Source organism: Ruminiclostridium hungatei, from assembly GCF_002051585.1.
GTDB classification, from domain to species: domain Bacteria; phylum Bacillota; class Clostridia; order Acetivibrionales; family DSM-1351; genus Ruminiclostridium; species Ruminiclostridium hungatei.
Window position 1 is genome coordinate 1 of record NZ_MZGX01000032.1, and the last position, 18,594, is coordinate 18,594.

Here is an 18,594-nt window from a genome sequence, read left to right on the forward strand (position 1 = left end):
TCATCGGTCATGTCAGCAAGAAAATGACGGCGGTTATATTCGCTGTACTTAGGGACAACAAAACCTATGAGCCTGTCCTTCAGACAGCAAAATCTGCTTGACAAATACATAGCCGGTCTGCACAGTTCTCGCTCCCATGGTTCACCCTTATATGAAGGGGATGAAGACATGTTCCAGGATGTACCCAAAATATACGCTTCCAGCCCCTGGTAATTGACTTGCCCGGCGGCTTTTTTTACTCAATCAGTGCCAGAATATCCGATAAAACCGCGTTAACAGCCACGTGAGTCCTGTTTTTGCAGGACAGTTTATCAAGTATAACCTTTATATGGGATTTGGTGGTATTCTCAGATATGTGAAGGCATCTGGAGATTTCCTTATTGGAATACCCCAGTTTCATCAGATTTAAAACATTCCTTTCACATTGACTCAGACAGGAAATATTAAAGTCGGGCTGCATGATCTTATATGTAAAATCGGATGCTCCTATTTTGTTCACATACAATTTTAAGTTCATAGCCAGGTATTCGGTAAAAAGTAAGAAATGGTCAAAGGAAACCTTATCCATTCTTGACCCCAGAAAAAAGGCAGAAATATAGCAGTGAGTGCTGCCTGCGGAAACAGGAACGGTACAGTTTGTAAAGCTGCTGAAAACAGGATTTCTTGACTCATGGCAGTACTGTATGCTGACGGCTTTGCTTTTCTGTGCTTTAGAAATGGAGGTTTCTCCAAACCTTTCTTCTCCAAGGCAGGCACCTGTATGGAAGTTAACCCTGCTCAGCATTTTTTCACTGTTTAGGTGCCAGGAGACCAGTCTGAAATCTTCATCCAGCAGCAGGATGAAATTATAAAAAAGTAACGTGTTAAAAAGAAAATCGCAATTTGTTTTTACCAGCAGCTTTAATATGTCCGCCGGAAGACGGTTGGGCGGCATATATGGGTGGATGGCGTTTATGGAACCGCCAGGCCGGGCCTGTAGTGCTTTTGAGTCAATAGTATCCATGATTTGTACCTCTCATATAAAATTTCATTTTACTGTAATTGCAGTTCATAATGATAATGAAAGACTTCAGGACTAAATCATACAAAAGGGTGTGTTAAATTTAACTGTCATACTTTAAAATATAACATAAATTATTATATTTTACAAATTAATACATAATAATCAAAACAATGACAAGAAAAGGAAGAAGTATAAATAGAGCAGAACTTTCGACACTTAATTTTTTCAGGACTTCTGAAGGTGAAATTGATGAAGCCGCCATGGCGCTTAACTGTTTTGAAGTTTCCGTCTACAACATCTTAAAAAACAGCGGCCAATTGTCAAAGGAAAAGGTTATTCCCATGTTCCTGAGAGATATCAACCCCGTACTTTGGTACAACGACGAGACAGGCATATTCAGGATTCATAACCAGAGCCGCAATGTATTCCCTCTGTGGGGGAAATATGTCAGGCTGAACAGAATCGAAACCCATAAGTTTACGGAGCAAGGCTGCTCCTTCTGGAATATTACAAAAAAATAAACGAAGACTTTGAAGCTTATACCAGGCTGCTCCAGAGAGCCATAATACAATGGAGGATTCTGGGCAACATTTTTCTCAGGCATATTTACGCAGGAGGAAGCAGCCTTTCGCCTAAAATGGCGGACACTGTAAGAAAGTTGCTTGCCATTGAAAACCAACTGAATTTTCAGATGAAAGAAATATTTGTCAAGGTGCTGACATGATAATAAGGCTTGTTAACCGACCTGAATTTGCACTGGAGTTCGGAAGTGCTTGACAATATATATCAGGGTGATATAATTTAATATATCACTCTGATATATGTTGGGAGGTGCATATGAAAAATAAAACCATGTATGCAGTACTTGGAGTACTGAGCCTTTTGGGACCAATGTCAGGCTATGATATCAAGAAATTCTGCGACAAAAGCATATCCTACTTTTGGAACGAAAACTTCGGACATCTGTATCCTGTGCTGGCCAGATTGGAGGCTGACGGACTTATAGAAAGGGACACGGAAGCTGAGGACTCAAGGAAAAAAAACTATAAAATAACCCCAAAAGGTGTGGAGGTGCTGAAGGATTGGCTCACGCTGCCTGTGGAATACCAGCCTGAAAGATCCGAGCTGTTATTAAAGCTGTCCTTCGGAACCAAAATGGAGCTTGAAGCCACACTGTCAATGCTGGAGGCTGCCAGAGAGAGAAATGAACTTAAGTATAAACAATTGAGCAGCATACACTCCTATTACCTTGGCAATGAGGAGGCAAAAAGCAAGCCCCAATATCCATATTGGCTGGTAACCCTGAGATACGGGATAAATTCTCTTGAGGCATCACTAAAATGGTTTGGCGAAACAATGGAATTCTTACGGAGCTATGAAAGCAAATAAATCTGAAATAACAGAAAGGGGTGAAGGGCGTTTATGCCCGAATTGATGAAACTGGACGAAGGAATGTCAGTACTTGAACTGGAACCCAATGTTCCGAATGTGGGCGGGAGGATGTATCCTGTATTGCTATGGGATGAAAACGACACAGTGTTGATTGATGCAGGTTTGCCCGGGCAAGCCAAGACTATATGCGGCCTGATTGAAAAGGAAGGAATCCCGTTAGAGGCCTTGACAAAAATATTCATAACCCATCATGATATGGATCACATAGGAGGCCTGGCGCAGTTGACGGCGGCTGCAGAAAGCATTGGGCAAGGACACGGGGGAATCCAGGTGTATGCACACCCGCTTGAAAAACCGTATATTCAGGGAGAATTGCTCCCTATTAAATTCAGCAAGGAAACCCTGGATAAAATAAAAAGGGATCTGGAGCAATTACCTCCGGAAAAAAGAAAAGAATACCAGGAACTGTATACAACAGGCAAACCCAAGGTCACCCATACGGTGGACCACCAACAGGAGGTTTCCTGCTGCGGGGGAATAAAGATACTTCACATGCCGGGACACACGCCGGGGCATATTGGCTTATATCTTGAGAAGTACAGAACCCTCATTGCCGGAGATGCACTTAACATCCATAACGGTGAGCTGGCGGGTCCTGAGCCCAGGCATACCCACGATATTGAAAAAGCAAGAAAATCATTAGCTGTTCTGCTGGATTATGAGATTGACAGGATTGTGTGTTACCACGGGGGAGTATTAAGCGGGGACTTCAGGGAAAGAATCAAAGAACTTGCCAAGGGCTGACGGCTTGAAAAACTTGTATCCTGTTTTAAAATCCACTGTTTACATGGAAAAAATATGTTATAATAGTCCTTATATTGATAACAGATACAGGAGGATTAACATATATGGATTGGGATTTACTTATTCCCATAACGGCCTTGGTTTTAATATTCGGGCCGAAAATGTTCCGCGAGGTAAAGGATTATCTGTTGAAAAAGCAGCAGTTAAAAGCTGAAATTGAGCTGAAGGCTGAGGCGCTCAGGCTTAAGAACAGCCTTGAGCTTGAGAAATTCATAAATTCCGAAAACATTTTCAATGCCCGGAATGACAGTGAACAGGACAGTCAGAAGCAAAGCAGCGATAATGACAACGATGACAGCTTAAATCAAAAAAGGAATTCCAACTATGAAAGATATTAATGTCCAATACTCTGAAGACAGAGTACAAAGCTACAGCCTGCTTCTTTCTCAAATGAAAGCCCTGCTTGAGGGTGAAGGGGATGTAACTGCAAACCTGTCCAACGCATCTGCACTGCTTAAGGAAGCTCTGGACCACATAAACTGGGTTGGCTTTTATCTTATGAAAAACGGCAAATTGCTACTGGGACCTTTTCAGGGAAAGGTGGCATGTGTTCACATTGAAGTCGGGAAAGGGGTTTGCGGGACAGCCGTACTTGAAAACAGAACCCAGCTTGTCACGGATGTTCACCTGTTTCCGGGACATATAGCCTGTGACAGTGCCTCCAGCTCGGAACTTGTAATTCCCTTGAGAAGCAGGGACCGGGTGGTTGGTGTTCTGGACATTGACAGCCCGCTCATTGGAAGATTTGATTCTGTGGATGCTTCGGAAATTGAGAAAATTGCAAGGGTTATAGAGGAGGCATGTGACTGGCAGGGAGAATTACCTGCCGGCAGGTAATTCGGAATGTAATTTAATAATGCTTTAAAAAAATTTGGTGGCTCATCATAGGTGATTTTAACAATCCTGCACAATATTGGCTTTAGTGATACAAAGCTGTCAGGGGCGGAAATCAACAAATGGTGAGCCATTATGGTTTTGGCCGTATAGCTTTATTTCACCTTCCAGGAACCGTCCTCGCAGCATACCGATTGTGTGCCGTCCTCATTGACAATTATGGAACCTACTGCATGTCGCTTGTGGTCATAAACACAAAAGGGCTCCTTGCCTGCGTTTCCCGCGGGCTGCTGTGAAATTGGCCTGACTTCATTCTGCTCACTGATAAGATTTACCGAAATACTGTCCTGCTTTTTATGATTCTGCATTATATCAATCCTTTCAGATGCTTGTATTATTCTTCCGGCGGCCGGTAACATTATAAACTTATAATAGCCGTCGGAAATGTGGATTTAGATGTTACAGACCACTATTATAAATATGCCTAATTTTATTGAAATCATTCAAATTTAAAATTCCATAAATTCTATTATCAGGCTTTGCACCGGATGTCAAAATTTTTCATGGCAAATTGTCCGCAGGATTACCGGTGAGAAGCTGTGAAAAGTAATAAAATCTTCATATTATCTACATAACATATTAATATTTATCAAGTATAATGTTTATGTAGTGTGCTATGTTGGTATTATGTCTTTGAAAGGAGTGTGCGGCTTTGTTGGATTCAAGGAAATGTTTGGAAATATATGAGTTTTGCCAGCAGCAATATAAAAAGCTGGAAAAGAAAAATGGACATTACAGCCCCAAACATGACAAAATTGTCATGGAGCTTGCTGCCAAAGAGTTTCAGATGAGCGATGTTGTAATAAACAAAGCATTTGATTTGGCCGCACAGACACTGAGCAAAAATAGCAGGGCGACCTCTGAGAAAATCATCAGAAACAAGCTGATAGGCAAAATGATATAAAAATTATATATATATTAAAATAGTAAAGGAGCTGCCGTTTTTTGAAATAAATGGCAGCTCCTTTACGTCAGGCAGGCTAAAATCATTTTTTTTAATATAATATCAAAAGAATGCTTCCAGCCTGCCAATAAATCTGGTAAAATAGATATATCAAGTATCAAATATGTCCGGCGCCGGTACGCGGCACTGGCAGTTCCGGAATAACCCGTCACAAAAAATCAAAATCGCTTGAATTTAATTAAATATATTTTTTCTGCTGCTATTATTTAAAGATAGGGTAAAAAGACAGAAACAAATCAAACTAATCCTGAAATTAATGTATTTTCCGCTGTACAGGCTGAAATAAGTCCCAGGAGCCAATATATCCTTTTTGAAGCGCAAGTAAATCCTTTGCAGAAATTACAGAGTTACCGCAGTGGTATTACAGAAGAAAATCAAAGAAGAAACTTCAGAAGAAATTACAGCAGAAATTACAGATGAATTTGATAGGGAGGTGAGGGAAAATCACGACTTTTATGAAAAACGGAGAAAACAGAAGATTGAGAGACATTGAGCGAGATTGGATATTAACTGTGATTTAGAATTCACAAGGTAACTCAAATAGAAGGGTTTTAATCCAAACCCATATATAAGTCTATTTGATAAATATCCGGCGACTAGCTATAATGTATCTATATTCTTCGAAGGAAAATTATTGAAATATATGCTAATAGTTGTGAGGTGAAAACATGTATTCTTTTTATTTGGTAGTTTTTTTCACGGGAGTTTTATACACCCTTGTATCCTTGATTATCAGCGGTATTTCGGGAGGTTTTCATTCGGGAACCGATACCGGAGGGGCTGACGGACATTTTGCCCAGCACGGACATGATTCAGGTCATGTGCATGCTGGATTGGACAATGCCGATGCTGTTCATCCTGGACATGTGCATGTGGGACACCCTGGTGGCGATGTGCAGGGAAATCATACCCAGCAGGGTGATTCGGGAGGACACGGTATTTTTTCCTGGTTAACGATTTTAATAAATCCTCTGGTGGCAGTATCTTTTCTGACAGTATTCGGCGGCCTTGGAATCATGGGGACCAAAATTACTGCCTGGGATTCAATTATTGTGTTTTTCGGGGCATTGGCAGCAGGTATTGCCGTAGCGGCTCTTTTGTATAATTTTGTTGCAAAGCCGATTTACCGGAGCGAGAACAGTTCGGATGTATCCAGGGAAAAGTTGGTGGGCACACCTGCGGAGGTGACCACGGACATTCTGGAAAACGGCTATGGAACCATAAAATATACCGTTAATTCCATAAGGTATACAGCGCCTGCAAAGCACATAGATGAAAGAGCCGTAAAGCAGGGACAGAAAGTAGTTATCTGCAGGATTGAAAATAATACATTTTATGTAAGTGAGTTGTCTGAGATACTAAACACGTAAACTTCTTTTACACCGTTGAAGAGTTTTCCGCTTACCGGTATTGAATTGTACAAAGCGGCTATGTATTGGTGTGGAAGTTGAATATAAAATAAAAAGGAGAGTTAGAATGGAATATTCAGTATATTTTGTACCTGTGGCAATTGTGGCGGTTATAGTTATTTTGCTTTTTATGTTCGTTTCAATGTACAAAAAGGTTCCGCAGGACAAGGCACTCGTAGTTACAGGATTCAGAGGCAGAAGAGTTATTACCGGTGGAGGTGGCGTCGTAATTCCCATGTTGGAAAGAACGGATGTCATTTCACTGGAAAATATGCAGATAGACATCAGAATTGATGGGGCACTGACTTCACAAGGGGTTGGTATTGTTGCAGACGGTGTGGCTGTTGTTAAGGTCAAATCCGATAAGGATTCCATTCTTTCTGCGGCGGAGCAGTTCAATACATCAAAGGGACTGGATTATATGCTGAGCGTTATAGCCAAGACTACTCAGCAGGTGCTTGAAGGAAAGCTGCGTGAAATCGTATCAAGAATGACTGTTGAGGAAATTTACAAGGACAGGGAGACCTTTGCATCCCATGTTCAGGGCGTAGCAGCCACAGAATTGCAGAATATGGGTCTTGAACTAAAGGTTTTGACCATAAAGGACATTTCGGATAAGAACGGCTACCTTGAAGCTCTCGGAAAGCCGAGAATCGCCGAAGTAAAAAGGGATGCGCAGATAGCCGAGGCAAATGCTACAATGGAAACAAAGATAAAGACTGCTGAAGCCAACAGAGAAGGTGAAGCAGCCAGAATCCAGGCAGAAACACAGATTGCCGAGGCAAACAAGGACAAGGAACTGAAGGTTCAGTCCTACAACAAGGACCAGCAGACAGCCAAGGCTGATGCCGACCTGGCATATGATATCAAATCAAATATTGTGAAAAAGGAAGTTGCCGAAACTGCCATGCAGGTTGAAATTGTCAAGAAGCAGAAGGAAATAGAGCTTGCAGAGCAGGAAGCGCTGAGAAGGGAAAAGGAACTTGAAGCAACCGTAAAGAAGCAGGCGGATGCCGAAAACTACCAGGCTGCCAAGGTGGCTGATGCCAGCAAGTACAGAGAGGTGACGGCTGCCGAGGCAAGATCCAAGGCTATTGAGATGGAAGGTGAAGCCAAAGCCAAGGCCAAGAGAGCGGAAGGTATGGCAGAGGTGGAAATCATCAGAGCCAAGGGAGAAGCTGAGGCTGCTGCAATGGCAAAGAAGGCCGAGGCCTTCAAAATGTATAATGATGCTGCCGTTACCCAGATGATAATTGAAAAGTTGCCTGATATTGCACAGGCAATTGCAAGTCCTCTTGCAAAAACAGAGAAGATTGTTATCGTGGACAATGGCAATGGAGGCGAAGCCAAAGGTGCTGCCAAGGTTTCCGGTTACGTTACGGATATAATATCGCAGCTCCCAGAGACCGTTGAAGCATTGACCGGCATGAATGTGCTGGATTTGCTCAAGAAAAATCCTGCAATAGCACAGGAAATCAAACAGACGGACAACAACGCCTGATATACCCAGGGTTTCAATTAACGCTGTTTTTAAAGGCTGTGGAAAAAGCAGGCTGATTCAGTAACTCATATGCTCCCCTTATGCTTAACAGTTTGTATTATAAGACTGTTAAACCTAAGGGGAGCATTTTATTTGAACCGACCTGCCTTATTTCTCATTATCCTGCTTTTCAGTTATACTCTTGGACAGCCTGCACAGTATTTCAGGGGTAATCTGCAAATCAAATTTCAGAATTTCATAATATTTCATAACTTTGCCGTCTGACGATATCTCGTGATTTCCCTTGATAAGCTCTGCCGCTTCCAACTTTCGCAGGTGCATGTAAAGCAGAGGCCTGCTGATGTTGACGGTTCTGGCAAGCTCACTTACGTACTGTCTGTTTTCAAATAAAATTCCCAGGATTTTAAGACGTAAAGGATGGGAAAGAGAGTCAGCCAGCCTGAGCAGATTATCTCCGGTTTTGCAGAAGCCGGTCTCATAATCGTTGATATTTGACATTCTATTCAACTTCCTTAAGTAATCTTTCTATGGCATCCATTTTCATTCTTAACTCTGCAAACTCTTCCTTCACTTCCATATTTGACAATGCCACATTATTGGCAATGGCCTTTATGGTATTTAACTGCTCCAGGTGGTTTTTGGATTTTGACCTTGTAAGCAATACAAATATAACGATTGCTGCAATTATCAGCCCAGCCAGAATTATGGCGGCAAAAAAGAGAATGAATATCAAACTATTCATACAGGTACCTCCTACTAAAATTTTATATGTTAATATGTATCTTACACATGTAATAATTTTATTACATGTGTAATTTATTGTCAATGTAAACCTTGAACAGTATGCACTTTTTCTTTTGACTTCCATACGGCGTTTCGGTTATACTAATTTTCGTCAGTGTATAAAAAAATAAGCTTTTGTTGGGAATAAATCTGTAAAGTGTATTTTGGAGGCAATCAAAATGAGCATATTGACAGTTGAAAATGTAAGCCATGGTTTTGGAGCCAGAAAAATTCTGGAAGATGCCTCATTCAGGCTTTTAAAAGGAGAACATGTTGGTCTGGTGGGAGCAAATGGAGAAGGTAAATCAACCTTTTTAAATATCATAACAGGAAAACTCATGCCTGATGAGGGCAAGGTGGAGTGGTGCAACAGAATAACCACCGGCTATCTGGACCAGCATACGGTGCTGACGCCGGGAAAGACAATACGGGAGGCATTGAGAGAGGCATTTCAATACATGTTTGATCTTGAAAAGGAAATGCTGGAGCTGTATGAAAAAATGGCAGAGGTCTCTGAAAACGAAATTAATGCAATGCTGGAGGATGTGGGAGATATCCAGAATGTGCTTGAACACAATGGCTTCTACATTTTGGATTCCAAGATAGAAGAGGTGGCCAACGGGCTGGGCCTTGGAGACATCGGACTTGAAACGGATGTGGGAAATCTCAGCGGGGGCCAGAGGGCAAAGGTTTTGCTGACAAAGCTTCTATTGCAGAATCCAATGATTCTGATTCTGGACGAGCCTACCAACTTTCTGGATGAAAATCATATCAACTGGCTGAAGAACTATCTGAAGGAATATGAGAACGCATTTATTCTGGTATCCCATGATATCCCTTTCCTCAATGATGTGGTAAATGTAATATATCATGTTGAAAATGCCGTGCTTACCAGGTATTCAGGAAACTATGAGGAATTTCAGAGAATGCACCAGTTGGCCAGGCAGCAGACCATGCAGGCCTATGAAAAACAGCAGAAGGAGATTGAAAAGCTGGAGGATTTCATAGCCAGAAACAAGGCCAGGGTTGCCACCACCAATATGGCAAAGAGCAGGCAGAAGAAGCTTGACAAAATGGATATTATAGAAAAGGTAAAAGTGAAGGTTAAGCCGATTTTCAAATTCAGAGAGGCCAGAGCCCCCGGCCGTTATATTTTTCAGACCCATAATCTTGTCCTAGGCTATGATTCGGCTTTGACAGGTACTTTGAACATAGCGTTGGAGCGCGGTCAAAAGGTTGCAATAAAAGGTGTCAACGGTCTTGGAAAATCCACCCTTCTGAAAACCCTGCTGGGGCTTCAGGAGCCGTTCGGGGGAGAGGTAAAGCTGGATGATTATCTGTATCCCGGCTACTTTGAGCAGGAATCACAGCGTTATAACACCAATACTGCACTGGAAGAGGTGTGGAATGACTATCCCGGCATGTCAAATGCTGAAGTAAGAGGTGCTCTGGCCAAATGCGGCCTTACAACCGAACACATTACCAGTCAGATGATGGTACTCAGTGGCGGTGAAAACGCCAAGGTGAGGCTTTGCAAGCTTATGCTCAAGGATGTGAACTGGCTGATTCTGGATGAACCTACAAATCATCTGGACGTGGAAGCCAAGGAGGAGCTCAGAAGGGCTTTGAAAGAATTCAAGGGGACAATACTGCTGGTATGCCATGAGCCTGAGTTTTACCAGGACTGGGTGACTGAGGTATGGAATGTTGAAAACTGGACTACTAAAATAGTATAATATACCTGATTGATATAAAATCCAAATTGTCCTGAAAACAAAGTCCAGAGGTGAAAAATGCGACAAAACAAGTATGACGAAAGTGTGTTTTTTGAAAAGTACAGCAGCATGAACCGGTCAAAAAAAGGTCTTGAGGGAGCAGGGGAATGGCATGAGCTTGAAAAAATGCTGCCTGATTTCAGGGATAAAAGAGTTCTGGATCTGGGCTGCGGTTTTGGCTGGCATTGCAGGTATGCGGTTGAAAAAGGTGCGAGTTCGGCAGTTGGGATTGACATATCACAAAAAATGCTGGATGAAGCAATAAAAAAGACGAGCTCCTGTAAAGTTAAATATGTTTGTATGCCAATAGAAGACATTGAATTTGAGGAAAACTCCTTTGAGGTGGTAATCAGCTCCCTTGCCCTCCACTACGTGGAGTCCTTTGACCACATAGTGGACAGGATAAGCAGGTGCCTGACCCCCAAAGGTGAACTGGTGTTTTCTGTTGAGCATCCGGTCTTTACGGCCCAGGGACCTCAGGACTGGTATTGTGATAAAAGTGGCAGCAGGCTGCACTGGCCGGTTGACCGCTACTTTTCGGAAGGAGTCCGGGAAGCGGGTTTTCTTGGTGAAAAGGTGGTTAAGTACCATAAAACGCTGACCACCTATATTAACAGTCTTATAAATTCAGGGTTTGAAATAACCGGGTGTGTGGAACCAATGCCTGAAAAAAGCCTGCTGGCGGTCCAACCTGAAATGGCGGATGAATTGCGCAGGCCAATGATGCTCCTTGTATCTGCCAGGAAGAAGTAAATGCCAAAAAGAAATAATAGCAAAAGGGCTGCCAAAGCCGTAAAGGCCGAGGAGCCCTTTGCGGACAGAATAATTCACCTATGCTGCATGAAATGAAGCTCCGTCAGCCGATAGCATCGGAGCCTTCTTCTCCGGTTCTTATCCTGTAGCATTCATCTATGGGAAGGACAAATATTTTTCCATCACCTATATTGCCTGTTCTGGCTGACTTCATTATGGCATCGATTGTAGGTTTTACAAATTCATCATTTACTGAGATTTCAAATTTTACTTTATTCAGCAGGTTAACTTCCGTTACCGTACCGCGGTAGCTTTCGGTATATCCCATCTGCTGCCCGCAGCCCTTGACATGGCTTACGGTCATTTTGTGAATCTGAGCGTCGAATAAGGCCTGCTTGACATCCTCAAAGGCTTCCGGTCTCACAATGGCAACCACCATTTTCATATAAAATCCTCCTAAGTACCCAATATATTTTTTTATGATTATATTATATATAATTTTCCAGATAAACACTAGGGGTACTTGATTTATTCCCACACTTTCTTGTCCACAGGAAGAAAAATTATGTTATAATTTTTATACGTGTAATTTTTATAAGAATAATAGAAAAATCGGGACTGCTGCTGCTAAATAATACATATACGGCCCATTCCCGCATAATTTTATTTCTGGCCAGTTTTTCTGGCCTTTTGGAGGTCAAATGGGAAAAAAATTACTAATGGGTAATGAAGCAATTGCCCTTGGAGCGATACGTGCAGGAGTCAATGTGGTAACCGGCTATCCTGGGACTCCCTCCACAGAAGTGTTGGAAGTCATAGCCCATAATAATCCGGGAGATATATATGTTGAGTGGTCGGTAAATGAGAAAGCTGCCATGGAAATAGCGGCAGGAGCAGCATACAGCGGAGCCAGGACACTGGTTACCATGAAGCAGGTGGGGCTCAATGTTGCGGCCGATCCCCTTATGTGCCTGTCATACATCGGTGTAAAGGGCGGCATGGTGGTATTGGCTGCGGATGATCCGGGTCCGTTTTCTTCTCAGACAGAACAGGATACCAGGCATTTTGCCAGGTTCTCAAATCTGCCGGTGCTGGATCCGGCCACACCTGAAGAAGCCTATGAAATGATCCGTTATGCATTTGAATTATCTGAAACCGTCCAGTTGCCGGTATTTTTAAGGCCGACTACAAGGGTTTGCCATGCCTGCGGGACTGTTGATGTAGATGATAGCAGAGAGGTAAATGAACCGGAGGGTTTTGTAAAAGATCCCAAATGGGTCATATTTCCAAGCCTTGCATATAGAAAACACCTTCATATAGAGCAGCTTCAGCACAGGCTTTCAGAAATTTTTTCACAATCGGACTTAAATACCGTGTCAGGCAGCGGAAAGCTGGGAATAGCTGCGTCCGGTGTTGCCTGTACCTATGTGTTTGAAGCGCTGGAAAAGCTGCAGGCGCAGGTGAAGGTATTCAAGGTCGGAACCCCGTACCCTCTGCCCGGTGCAAAGGCTGAAGAGTTCCTGGACGGGCTGGAGCAGGTTCTGGTTTTTGAGGAACTGGACCCGGTGGTGGAAGAGGAACTTATGCTGCTGTGTTCTTCGAAGGATATAAATGTAAGGATACTGGGCAAAAAAACAGGAAATCTGCCTTTTGCAGGAGAATATACCTTTGAGCTGGTCTGTGAGGCACTTGCCCGCTTTCTGGGGATACAGACGGAAGGCGCTGATAAGACAGCTTTGCCGCAGCTTCCGGTCAGACAGCCTGTTTTGTGTGCCGGCTGCCCGCACAGAGCTTCCTTCTATGCGGTAAAAATGGCTGCCAAAGGTCAGAAGGCCGTTTTTACCGGAGATATAGGCTGTTATACGCTGGGAAACGCCAAGCCTCTGGATATGGTGGATACCTGCCTGTGCATGGGAGCAGGCATAACCGTAGCTCAGGGAATTAAGAGAACCGAACCCGATACAAGCTGTATAGCCTTTATTGGAGATTCCACCTTCTTTCACACAGGAATTCCCGGCATAGCAAATGCAGTTTACAACAATACGGATATAACCATTATCATACTTGACAACAGTACTACCGCCATGACCGGCCATCAGCCACATCCCGGCATAGGCAGGACCATGATGAACAGCATATCTGAAAAAATAGACATATATGGTGTAGTCAAGGCCTGCGGCGTAGGACATATAGTGAAGGGCAATCCCCTGGATTTCAAAAACTCAGTGGAGCTGGTAAAGAAGGCAGTTGCTTACAAGGGGCCGTCGGTAGTCATCTTTGAAGCTCCGTGCATAGCATTGTTCAAACCTGAAGTTAAAAATACCGTCAGTGAGAAGTGCAAAAAATGCAGGAAGTGTATTACGGAAATAGGATGTCCTGCAATATCCGTGGATGACGGAAGGGTTGTAATCGAGCCGTCTCTTTGCTATGGCTGCGGCTTATGTGTAAACGTATGTCCCTTTAATGCCATTGAAAAGGCAGAAGTATGACGGATGTGTCAGGATGGAGGTCAAAGGTTGAAAGAAATTTTGAAGAAGATAAAAATGTGGCACCGATTCCATGCCGTGACTTTCATGGAGTTTTGTGCGAGTAGGGGGCATGGAAATAATGATGAATAATCAGGAAATAAAGGACAAAAAATACGATATTTTGATAGCAGGAGTTGGAGGACAGGGGACTGTACTTGCGTCACGCCTGCTTGCGGCAGCGGCTATCAGCCAGGGGAGTTTTGCAAGAACCTCCGAAACCATTGGGATGTCTCAGAGGGGCGGATGTGTTGTGAGTCATGTGAGGATCAACAGTGAGAAAAGCAGTTCCATAATTCCCATGGCTGGTGCGGATATGCTCATAGCCTTTGAACTTTCAGAGGCGGCGAGAAGTCTGCCAAGGCTTAAAAGTGGCGGCTGCTGTATTGTAAATACTCAGATTATCAAGCCGGTTTCGGCCTCTTTGGGGACGTCCCGGTACGATATCAGGGAAATTACTGATTTCATAGACAAAAATTCCTCGCAGCTTTATTATATTGACGGTTACCGCATTGCCAACAAGGCAGGCAGTATCAAGGCAGTCAACGTAGTACTTCTGGGGGCTGCTGCCGCCGCGGGACAAATGCCTTTCAGCAGGGAGATAATTGAACAGGCCATAATTGAAAACGTTCCCCGGAAATACAGTGAGATGAATCAAAAAGCTTTCAGGCTTGGCTATGATTTTATCCTTGAGAAAAAGGCCAAAGGTTGATTCAGCCTTATTTTACCAAAGTCAATTACGGTTCAAAGCATTATATTCATACAATAATCCTATAAAAAATTAACAGCAGGAAACGGAGATCAAACATGAGCGGAAACAGATTGGGAAAGCAGAAGCACATAGCACTTGTAGCACACGACAACAGGAAACAGGATTTGATTAATTGGGTAAAAAGCAAGTCGGATATTTTAGGCAGGCAATTCCTATGCGGAACAGGAACAACCGCTCAATTGATTTCCGAGAATACGGGACTGCCTGTAAAACGCTTTAAGAGCGGCCCTCTTGGAGGAGATCAGCAGATAGGCGCTTGTATTGCAAACGGCGAGGTGGACTTTATGATATTCTTTTGGGACCCTCTGACCTCCCAGCCTCACGACCCGGATGTAAAGGCGTTGCTGAGAATAGCAGTACTGTATGACATACCGGTTGCCATGAACCAGTCAACAGCAGATTTCCTCCTGTCATCCGCTTTGATGGAAAGTGAATATGAGAGAAATGTTGTTGACTATTACAGCAGGATACGGAAAGAGCATTTCGGCGGCTATTAAGCGGCAGCCGGAGTAGGTTTCAGATGCTACAGACCACTGGAAAGTGTGGAAAGTTATAGAAAATTATAGAAAGAAGAGATGAGTCAGGATGAGTTCAGGTCAGTTTGATATTTTTAAGGAGCTGCTTTTAAAAATAAGCAGCAACAGCCCTTTTTACAAGGAGAAATTCCTGAAAGCAAAAGTTGACGTAAATGAAATCACTTCAATGGAAATGATAAGTCAACTTCCTTTTACAACAAAGGAGGAATTGAGGGAAGCATATCCGCTTGGACTGCAGGCGGTTCCGGAAGAGAAGGTCGTAAGGATTCACTCCTCCTCGGGAACTACGGGAAAGCCTGTCATAATTCCTTACACTGCCCGGGATGTAAGCGACTGGGCTGAAATGATGGCCAGAAGCTTTGAAATGGCAGGTATTACACCTATGGACCGTATACAGATAACTCCCGGCTATGGGCTGTGGACTGCAGGAATAGGCTTCCAGGCAGGCTGCGAAAGGCTTGGGGCCATGGCGGTGCCCATGGGACCCGGGAATACGGACAAGCAGCTTCAAATGATGATGGACCTGAAATCCACTGTAATTATCGGAACTTCTTCCTATGCTCTGGTTTTAGCCGAGGAAGTTGAAAAGCGAGGACTTAAATCCGAAATAAGGCTCAAAAAGGGCGTTATCGGCTCGGAGCGCTGGGGAGAAAAAATGAGACAGCGCATAAAAGCTGAGCTGGGCATTGAAATATATGATATCTATGGGCTTACTGAGATATACGGGCCGGGTATTGCCATAGATTGCGGCTGCCATGACGGAATGCACTATTATGATGATTATCTGTATTTTGAAATAATAGATTCTGCCACTGGAAAGGTGCTTCCGGAAGGAGAAACCGGTGAGCTGGTAATAACCACCTTGAGAAAGGAAGGGGCTCCTTTGCTCAGATACAGGACCAGGGACCTTACCAGAATAATTCCCGGCAAGTGTGCATGCGGCCGTTCCTATCCGCGTATTGACAGGATAATCGGACGAACTGACGACATGGTGAAGGTTAAAGGAGTAAACATCTATCCCGGACAAATCGATGAGATTCTCAGAGATGTGGAGGGTGTCAGCAGTGAGTATCAGATTATCATAGACCATATTAACGGTAAGGATGTAATGACCTTAAAGGCCGAATACAATTCAGACGGAGACACCTCAAGGGAAGATATGGAGTACAACATAGTTGACCTGTTCAAAAAGAGGATAGGAATCCATATTATTGCGGAAGTGAGCGGATTGGGAAGTCTGCCTCGAAGCGAAAAGAAGAGTAAAAGGATTATAGATTATAGACAAAACTAATATAAGGAATGCTGTTATCAGGGAACCTGCGGTTATGGAAGCAGGTTCCCTTTTTGTCCCATACATGGCTGTAACTTAACATTTTGTTCACAATTCAAACACAGGTTTTACATATTAGTTTAATACTATTGTTATAAAAACAAAGGTACTTTTACCCATTCATAAACAATAATCAATTGAAGAGGTGGAACCATGCAAAAAGGCATAAAGCATATAAAGTGGAATAAGAAAAGATTTTTTATACTTTCCATAGTGGCTTTAGTTATTATTTCAGCAGCAATAGGAATCATTCTGGTGACGAACAACAGGGCGGCCAGCAATTCTTCAGCCTCTGCCAAGAGGCAGACCCCGACAGTGAAAGGCAATATTGAAGTGGCTCTGTCCGGGTCGGGAACTGTCACATCTGCAAACACATCAGATGTAATGTCAAATGTTCAAGGAAAAATAACAAAGGCATATTTCAAGGAAGGGGACAAGGTAAAAAAGGGAGATTTGCTTTTTGAAATCGACGATACCGATGCAAAACTCAGCATCCAGAAGATCGAGAATCAAATAAGCCAGGCTCAATTAAGTGTCAGCAGCAATCAGAAGAACTTCTCAAATTTGACAGTCACAGCACCTTTTGACGGCAAGGTTACCGGGATAAGTGCCAAAGAGGGAGAAAGTGCCGGCAACAACACGGCGCTGTTTACAATAACCGAGACCTCCAGGCTGAAGCTGTCGGTTCCTGTCAGCACTGCATATATCAAGGGTCTTAAGCTGGGACAAAAGGCACAGGTGCATTTGCAGGAGATAATGGACACTGTGGAGGGCGTTGTTACCGCAATTGATGACAATACATACACACCAGCCGAAGGGGGCCTGGTCAGGGATGTTGAAATAACTGTGAGCAATCCGGGAAGACTTGATGATTCAATGACGGCCAGCGTTAATATAAACACTGCGGAGGGTGTGGAAATAACAAGCCAGGCATATCCCCTGTCCTATGCAAACAAGCAGTCGGTTAAAGCTGCCACCAGCGGTACTTTTGCTTTGGTAAATATAAAGGAAAATCAATATGTAAAAAAAGGCGAAGTGCTGATAAGAATAGAAAACGACGATCTTGAGATAACCTCCCAGACCAATGACCTGAAGGTGCAGGACCTTCAAAACCAGCTTGATGCCGCTAAAAAGCAACTGGAGGACTACAAGATATATTCTGCCATAGCAGGAACGGCTACCGGTGAGGCTGCGGTTGCCGGTGACAGCGTCAAATCAGGACAGGTGCTTATAAGTATAAGAGATTTTGATCAGATGCAGTTTACCATTTCGGTGGATGAACTTGATATTTCAAAGGTAAAGGTTGGACAGGAGGTTGCTATTACCATCGACGCCCTTGAAGAGACTACCAGGAATCCGCTTACGGGAGAAGTAATATATAAGGCAATGGAAGGTTCGGCTTCAAACGGTGTGGCCACCTATGACGTGAAAATAAAAATCAATGAAACCGAAAATCTTCTGGCGGGAATGAACGCCAATGCCAATATAATATTGAGCAAGGCAGAAAATGTTCTTATGGTGCCGCTGGAAGCCATAACAAAGATGGGAGACCGGGCATTTGTGAGAGTGGCCGGAGAGGCCTCTGGCAATTCACAGACAGACGGCAGGAGGGCAGCCGGCAGTTGGGGACAGAATGGCAATTCAGGCACAGCAGACAGAAGTACCCAGGGTGGTACGCAAGGTCAGGGAGGAGCAGGAGCTGCCACAGGAGACGACCGGGCAAGTCAGCGCAGCGGTCAGAGCGGCAGCGGTTCTGCAAACAGAAGACAGATGTCGGGAGCTCTTGCTGCCAACCAGGAATATTATGCCGGAACCGTCATGAAGGAAGTTGAGCTTGGCGTAAATAACGACCAATATGTTGAAATAAAGAGCGGTTTGACAGAAGGGCAGATAGTAGTCCTTCCACCTCTGGTAACAAATTCCTCCACAAGCAACACCAACAGTCAGGCAGGCTTCAGCCTGGGCGGCTTTGGCGGCGGCTTCGGAGGAGCCACCAGGATGCCTTCAGGAGGCATGCAGCAGGGGACACAGTACAACAGGAGCAGCGGGAGTGCGGCAAACAGGCAGACTAACTCTCAGACACAGAGGTAATG

Annotated in this window: 21 protein-coding genes; 16 read left to right on the forward strand and 5 right to left on the reverse strand. The window is 43.7% G+C overall.

Annotation, left to right across the window (positions count from 1 at the left end; genetic code table 11):
• Positions 1-235 precede the first annotated feature (235 nt).
• Positions 236-1,003 (reverse strand): response regulator transcription factor, encoded by a 768-nt coding sequence (locus CLHUN_RS19210; protein ID WP_080066270.1) that lies wholly within the window; start codon positions 1,001-1,003, stop codon positions 236-238.
• A gap of 170 nt (positions 1,004-1,173) precedes the next feature.
• Between CLHUN_RS19210 and CLHUN_RS19215 the strand changes: the two genes are divergently transcribed.
• The 5 genes from CLHUN_RS19215 to CLHUN_RS19235 all read left to right on the forward strand — a co-directional run bounded on the left by CLHUN_RS19215 (position 1,174) and on the right by CLHUN_RS19235 (position 4,096).
• Positions 1,174-1,524 (forward strand): hypothetical protein, encoded by a 351-nt coding sequence (locus CLHUN_RS19215; protein ID WP_080066272.1) that lies wholly within the window; start codon positions 1,174-1,176, stop codon positions 1,522-1,524.
• A gap of 316 nt (positions 1,525-1,840) precedes the next feature.
• On the forward strand, positions 1,841-2,392 hold the full coding sequence (locus tag CLHUN_RS19220; RefSeq protein WP_080066275.1) for a PadR family transcriptional regulator: 552 nt from the start codon (positions 1,841-1,843) through the stop codon (positions 2,390-2,392).
• Between the two features lie 33 nt (positions 2,393-2,425).
• The gene (locus CLHUN_RS19225) at positions 2,426-3,199 is read left to right on the forward strand and encodes an MBL fold metallo-hydrolase (protein ID WP_242656564.1); all 774 of its coding nucleotides are present in this window, start codon (positions 2,426-2,428) and stop codon (positions 3,197-3,199) included.
• A gap of 104 nt (positions 3,200-3,303) precedes the next feature.
• A complete protein-coding gene (locus tag CLHUN_RS19230; protein ID WP_080066277.1) occupies positions 3,304-3,597 on the forward strand; it encodes a hypothetical protein in 294 nt (97 codons plus the stop codon).
• Entirely contained in the window at positions 3,584-4,096 is a 513-nt protein-coding gene (locus tag CLHUN_RS19235; RefSeq protein WP_080066279.1) for a GAF domain-containing protein, read from the forward strand. The genes CLHUN_RS19230 and CLHUN_RS19235 overlap by 14 nt, the downstream gene beginning before the upstream one ends.
• Before the next feature lie 152 nt (positions 4,097-4,248).
• Here CLHUN_RS19235 and CLHUN_RS19240 read toward each other — a convergent pair whose 3' ends face one another.
• Complete coding sequence (locus CLHUN_RS19240) at positions 4,249-4,461, reverse strand: hypothetical protein (protein WP_080066384.1); 213 nt, start codon at positions 4,459-4,461, stop codon at positions 4,249-4,251.
• Between the two features lie 344 nt (positions 4,462-4,805).
• Between CLHUN_RS19240 and CLHUN_RS19245 the strand changes: the two genes are divergently transcribed.
• The 4 genes from CLHUN_RS19245 to CLHUN_RS19255 all read left to right on the forward strand — a co-directional run bounded on the left by CLHUN_RS19245 (position 4,806) and on the right by CLHUN_RS19255 (position 8,027).
• Positions 4,806-5,057, forward strand: coding sequence for a hypothetical protein (locus tag CLHUN_RS19245; protein ID WP_080066281.1), 252 nt, complete (start codon positions 4,806-4,808; stop codon positions 5,055-5,057).
• 415 nt (positions 5,058-5,472) lie between these two features.
• A complete protein-coding gene (locus CLHUN_RS22180) occupies positions 5,473-5,610 on the forward strand; it encodes a hypothetical protein (protein ID WP_165755798.1) in 138 nt (45 codons plus the stop codon).
• Positions 5,611-5,785: 175 nt separating this feature from the next.
• Positions 5,786-6,487, forward strand: coding sequence for an NfeD family protein (locus CLHUN_RS19250; RefSeq protein ID WP_080066282.1), 702 nt, complete (start codon positions 5,786-5,788; stop codon positions 6,485-6,487).
• A 106-nt stretch (positions 6,488-6,593) separates the two neighbouring features.
• Positions 6,594-8,027 carry a flotillin family protein gene (locus CLHUN_RS19255; protein WP_080066285.1) on the forward strand — a complete coding sequence of 478 codons (1,434 nt, stop codon included), beginning with the start codon at positions 6,594-6,596 and terminating at the stop codon, positions 8,025-8,027.
• A 147-nt stretch (positions 8,028-8,174) separates the two neighbouring features.
• Here CLHUN_RS19255 and CLHUN_RS19260 read toward each other — a convergent pair whose 3' ends face one another.
• The gene (locus CLHUN_RS19260) at positions 8,175-8,525 is read right to left on the reverse strand and encodes an ArsR/SmtB family transcription factor (protein ID WP_080066286.1); all 351 of its coding nucleotides are present in this window, start codon (positions 8,523-8,525) and stop codon (positions 8,175-8,177) included.
• Position 8,526: 1 nt separating this feature from the next.
• Positions 8,527-8,769 carry a hypothetical protein gene (locus CLHUN_RS19265; RefSeq protein ID WP_080066287.1) on the reverse strand — a complete coding sequence of 81 codons (243 nt, stop codon included), beginning with the start codon at positions 8,767-8,769 and terminating at the stop codon, positions 8,527-8,529.
• A 220-nt stretch (positions 8,770-8,989) separates the two neighbouring features.
• On the opposite strand from CLHUN_RS19265, the gene CLHUN_RS19270 reads away from it, so the two are divergent.
• Both CLHUN_RS19270 and CLHUN_RS19275 read left to right on the forward strand, forming a co-directional pair.
• Positions 8,990-10,546, forward strand: coding sequence for an ABC-F family ATP-binding cassette domain-containing protein (locus CLHUN_RS19270; protein WP_080066289.1), 1,557 nt, complete (start codon positions 8,990-8,992; stop codon positions 10,544-10,546).
• Positions 10,547-10,603: 57 nt separating this feature from the next.
• On the forward strand, positions 10,604-11,338 hold the full coding sequence (locus CLHUN_RS19275) for a class I SAM-dependent methyltransferase (RefSeq protein WP_080066291.1): 735 nt from the start codon (positions 10,604-10,606) through the stop codon (positions 11,336-11,338).
• A 103-nt stretch (positions 11,339-11,441) separates the two neighbouring features.
• Here the strand turns inward: CLHUN_RS19275 and CLHUN_RS19280 are convergent, their stop codons facing one another.
• Positions 11,442-11,783 carry a P-II family nitrogen regulator gene (locus CLHUN_RS19280; protein WP_080066293.1) on the reverse strand — a complete coding sequence of 114 codons (342 nt, stop codon included), beginning with the start codon at positions 11,781-11,783 and terminating at the stop codon, positions 11,442-11,444.
• Positions 11,784-12,039: 256 nt separating this feature from the next.
• On the opposite strand from CLHUN_RS19280, the gene iorA reads away from it, so the two are divergent.
• From iorA to CLHUN_RS19305, 5 genes are all read left to right on the forward strand, one after another.
• A complete protein-coding gene (gene iorA / locus CLHUN_RS19285) occupies positions 12,040-13,827 on the forward strand; it encodes an indolepyruvate ferredoxin oxidoreductase subunit alpha (RefSeq protein WP_080066295.1) in 1,788 nt (595 codons plus the stop codon).
• 118 nt (positions 13,828-13,945) lie between these two features.
• Positions 13,946-14,575 carry an indolepyruvate oxidoreductase subunit beta gene (locus CLHUN_RS19290; RefSeq protein WP_422785070.1) on the forward strand — a complete coding sequence of 210 codons (630 nt, stop codon included), beginning with the start codon at positions 13,946-13,948 and terminating at the stop codon, positions 14,573-14,575.
• Positions 14,576-14,670: 95 nt separating this feature from the next.
• Entirely contained in the window at positions 14,671-15,132 is a 462-nt protein-coding gene (locus CLHUN_RS19295) for a methylglyoxal synthase (protein ID WP_080066297.1), read from the forward strand.
• A gap of 88 nt (positions 15,133-15,220) precedes the next feature.
• Entirely contained in the window at positions 15,221-16,462 is a 1,242-nt protein-coding gene (locus CLHUN_RS19300; protein ID WP_080066298.1) for a phenylacetate--CoA ligase family protein, read from the forward strand.
• A 192-nt stretch (positions 16,463-16,654) separates the two neighbouring features.
• Entirely contained in the window at positions 16,655-18,592 is a 1,938-nt protein-coding gene (locus tag CLHUN_RS19305; protein ID WP_080066300.1) for an efflux RND transporter periplasmic adaptor subunit, read from the forward strand.
• Positions 18,593-18,594 lie beyond the last annotated feature (2 nt).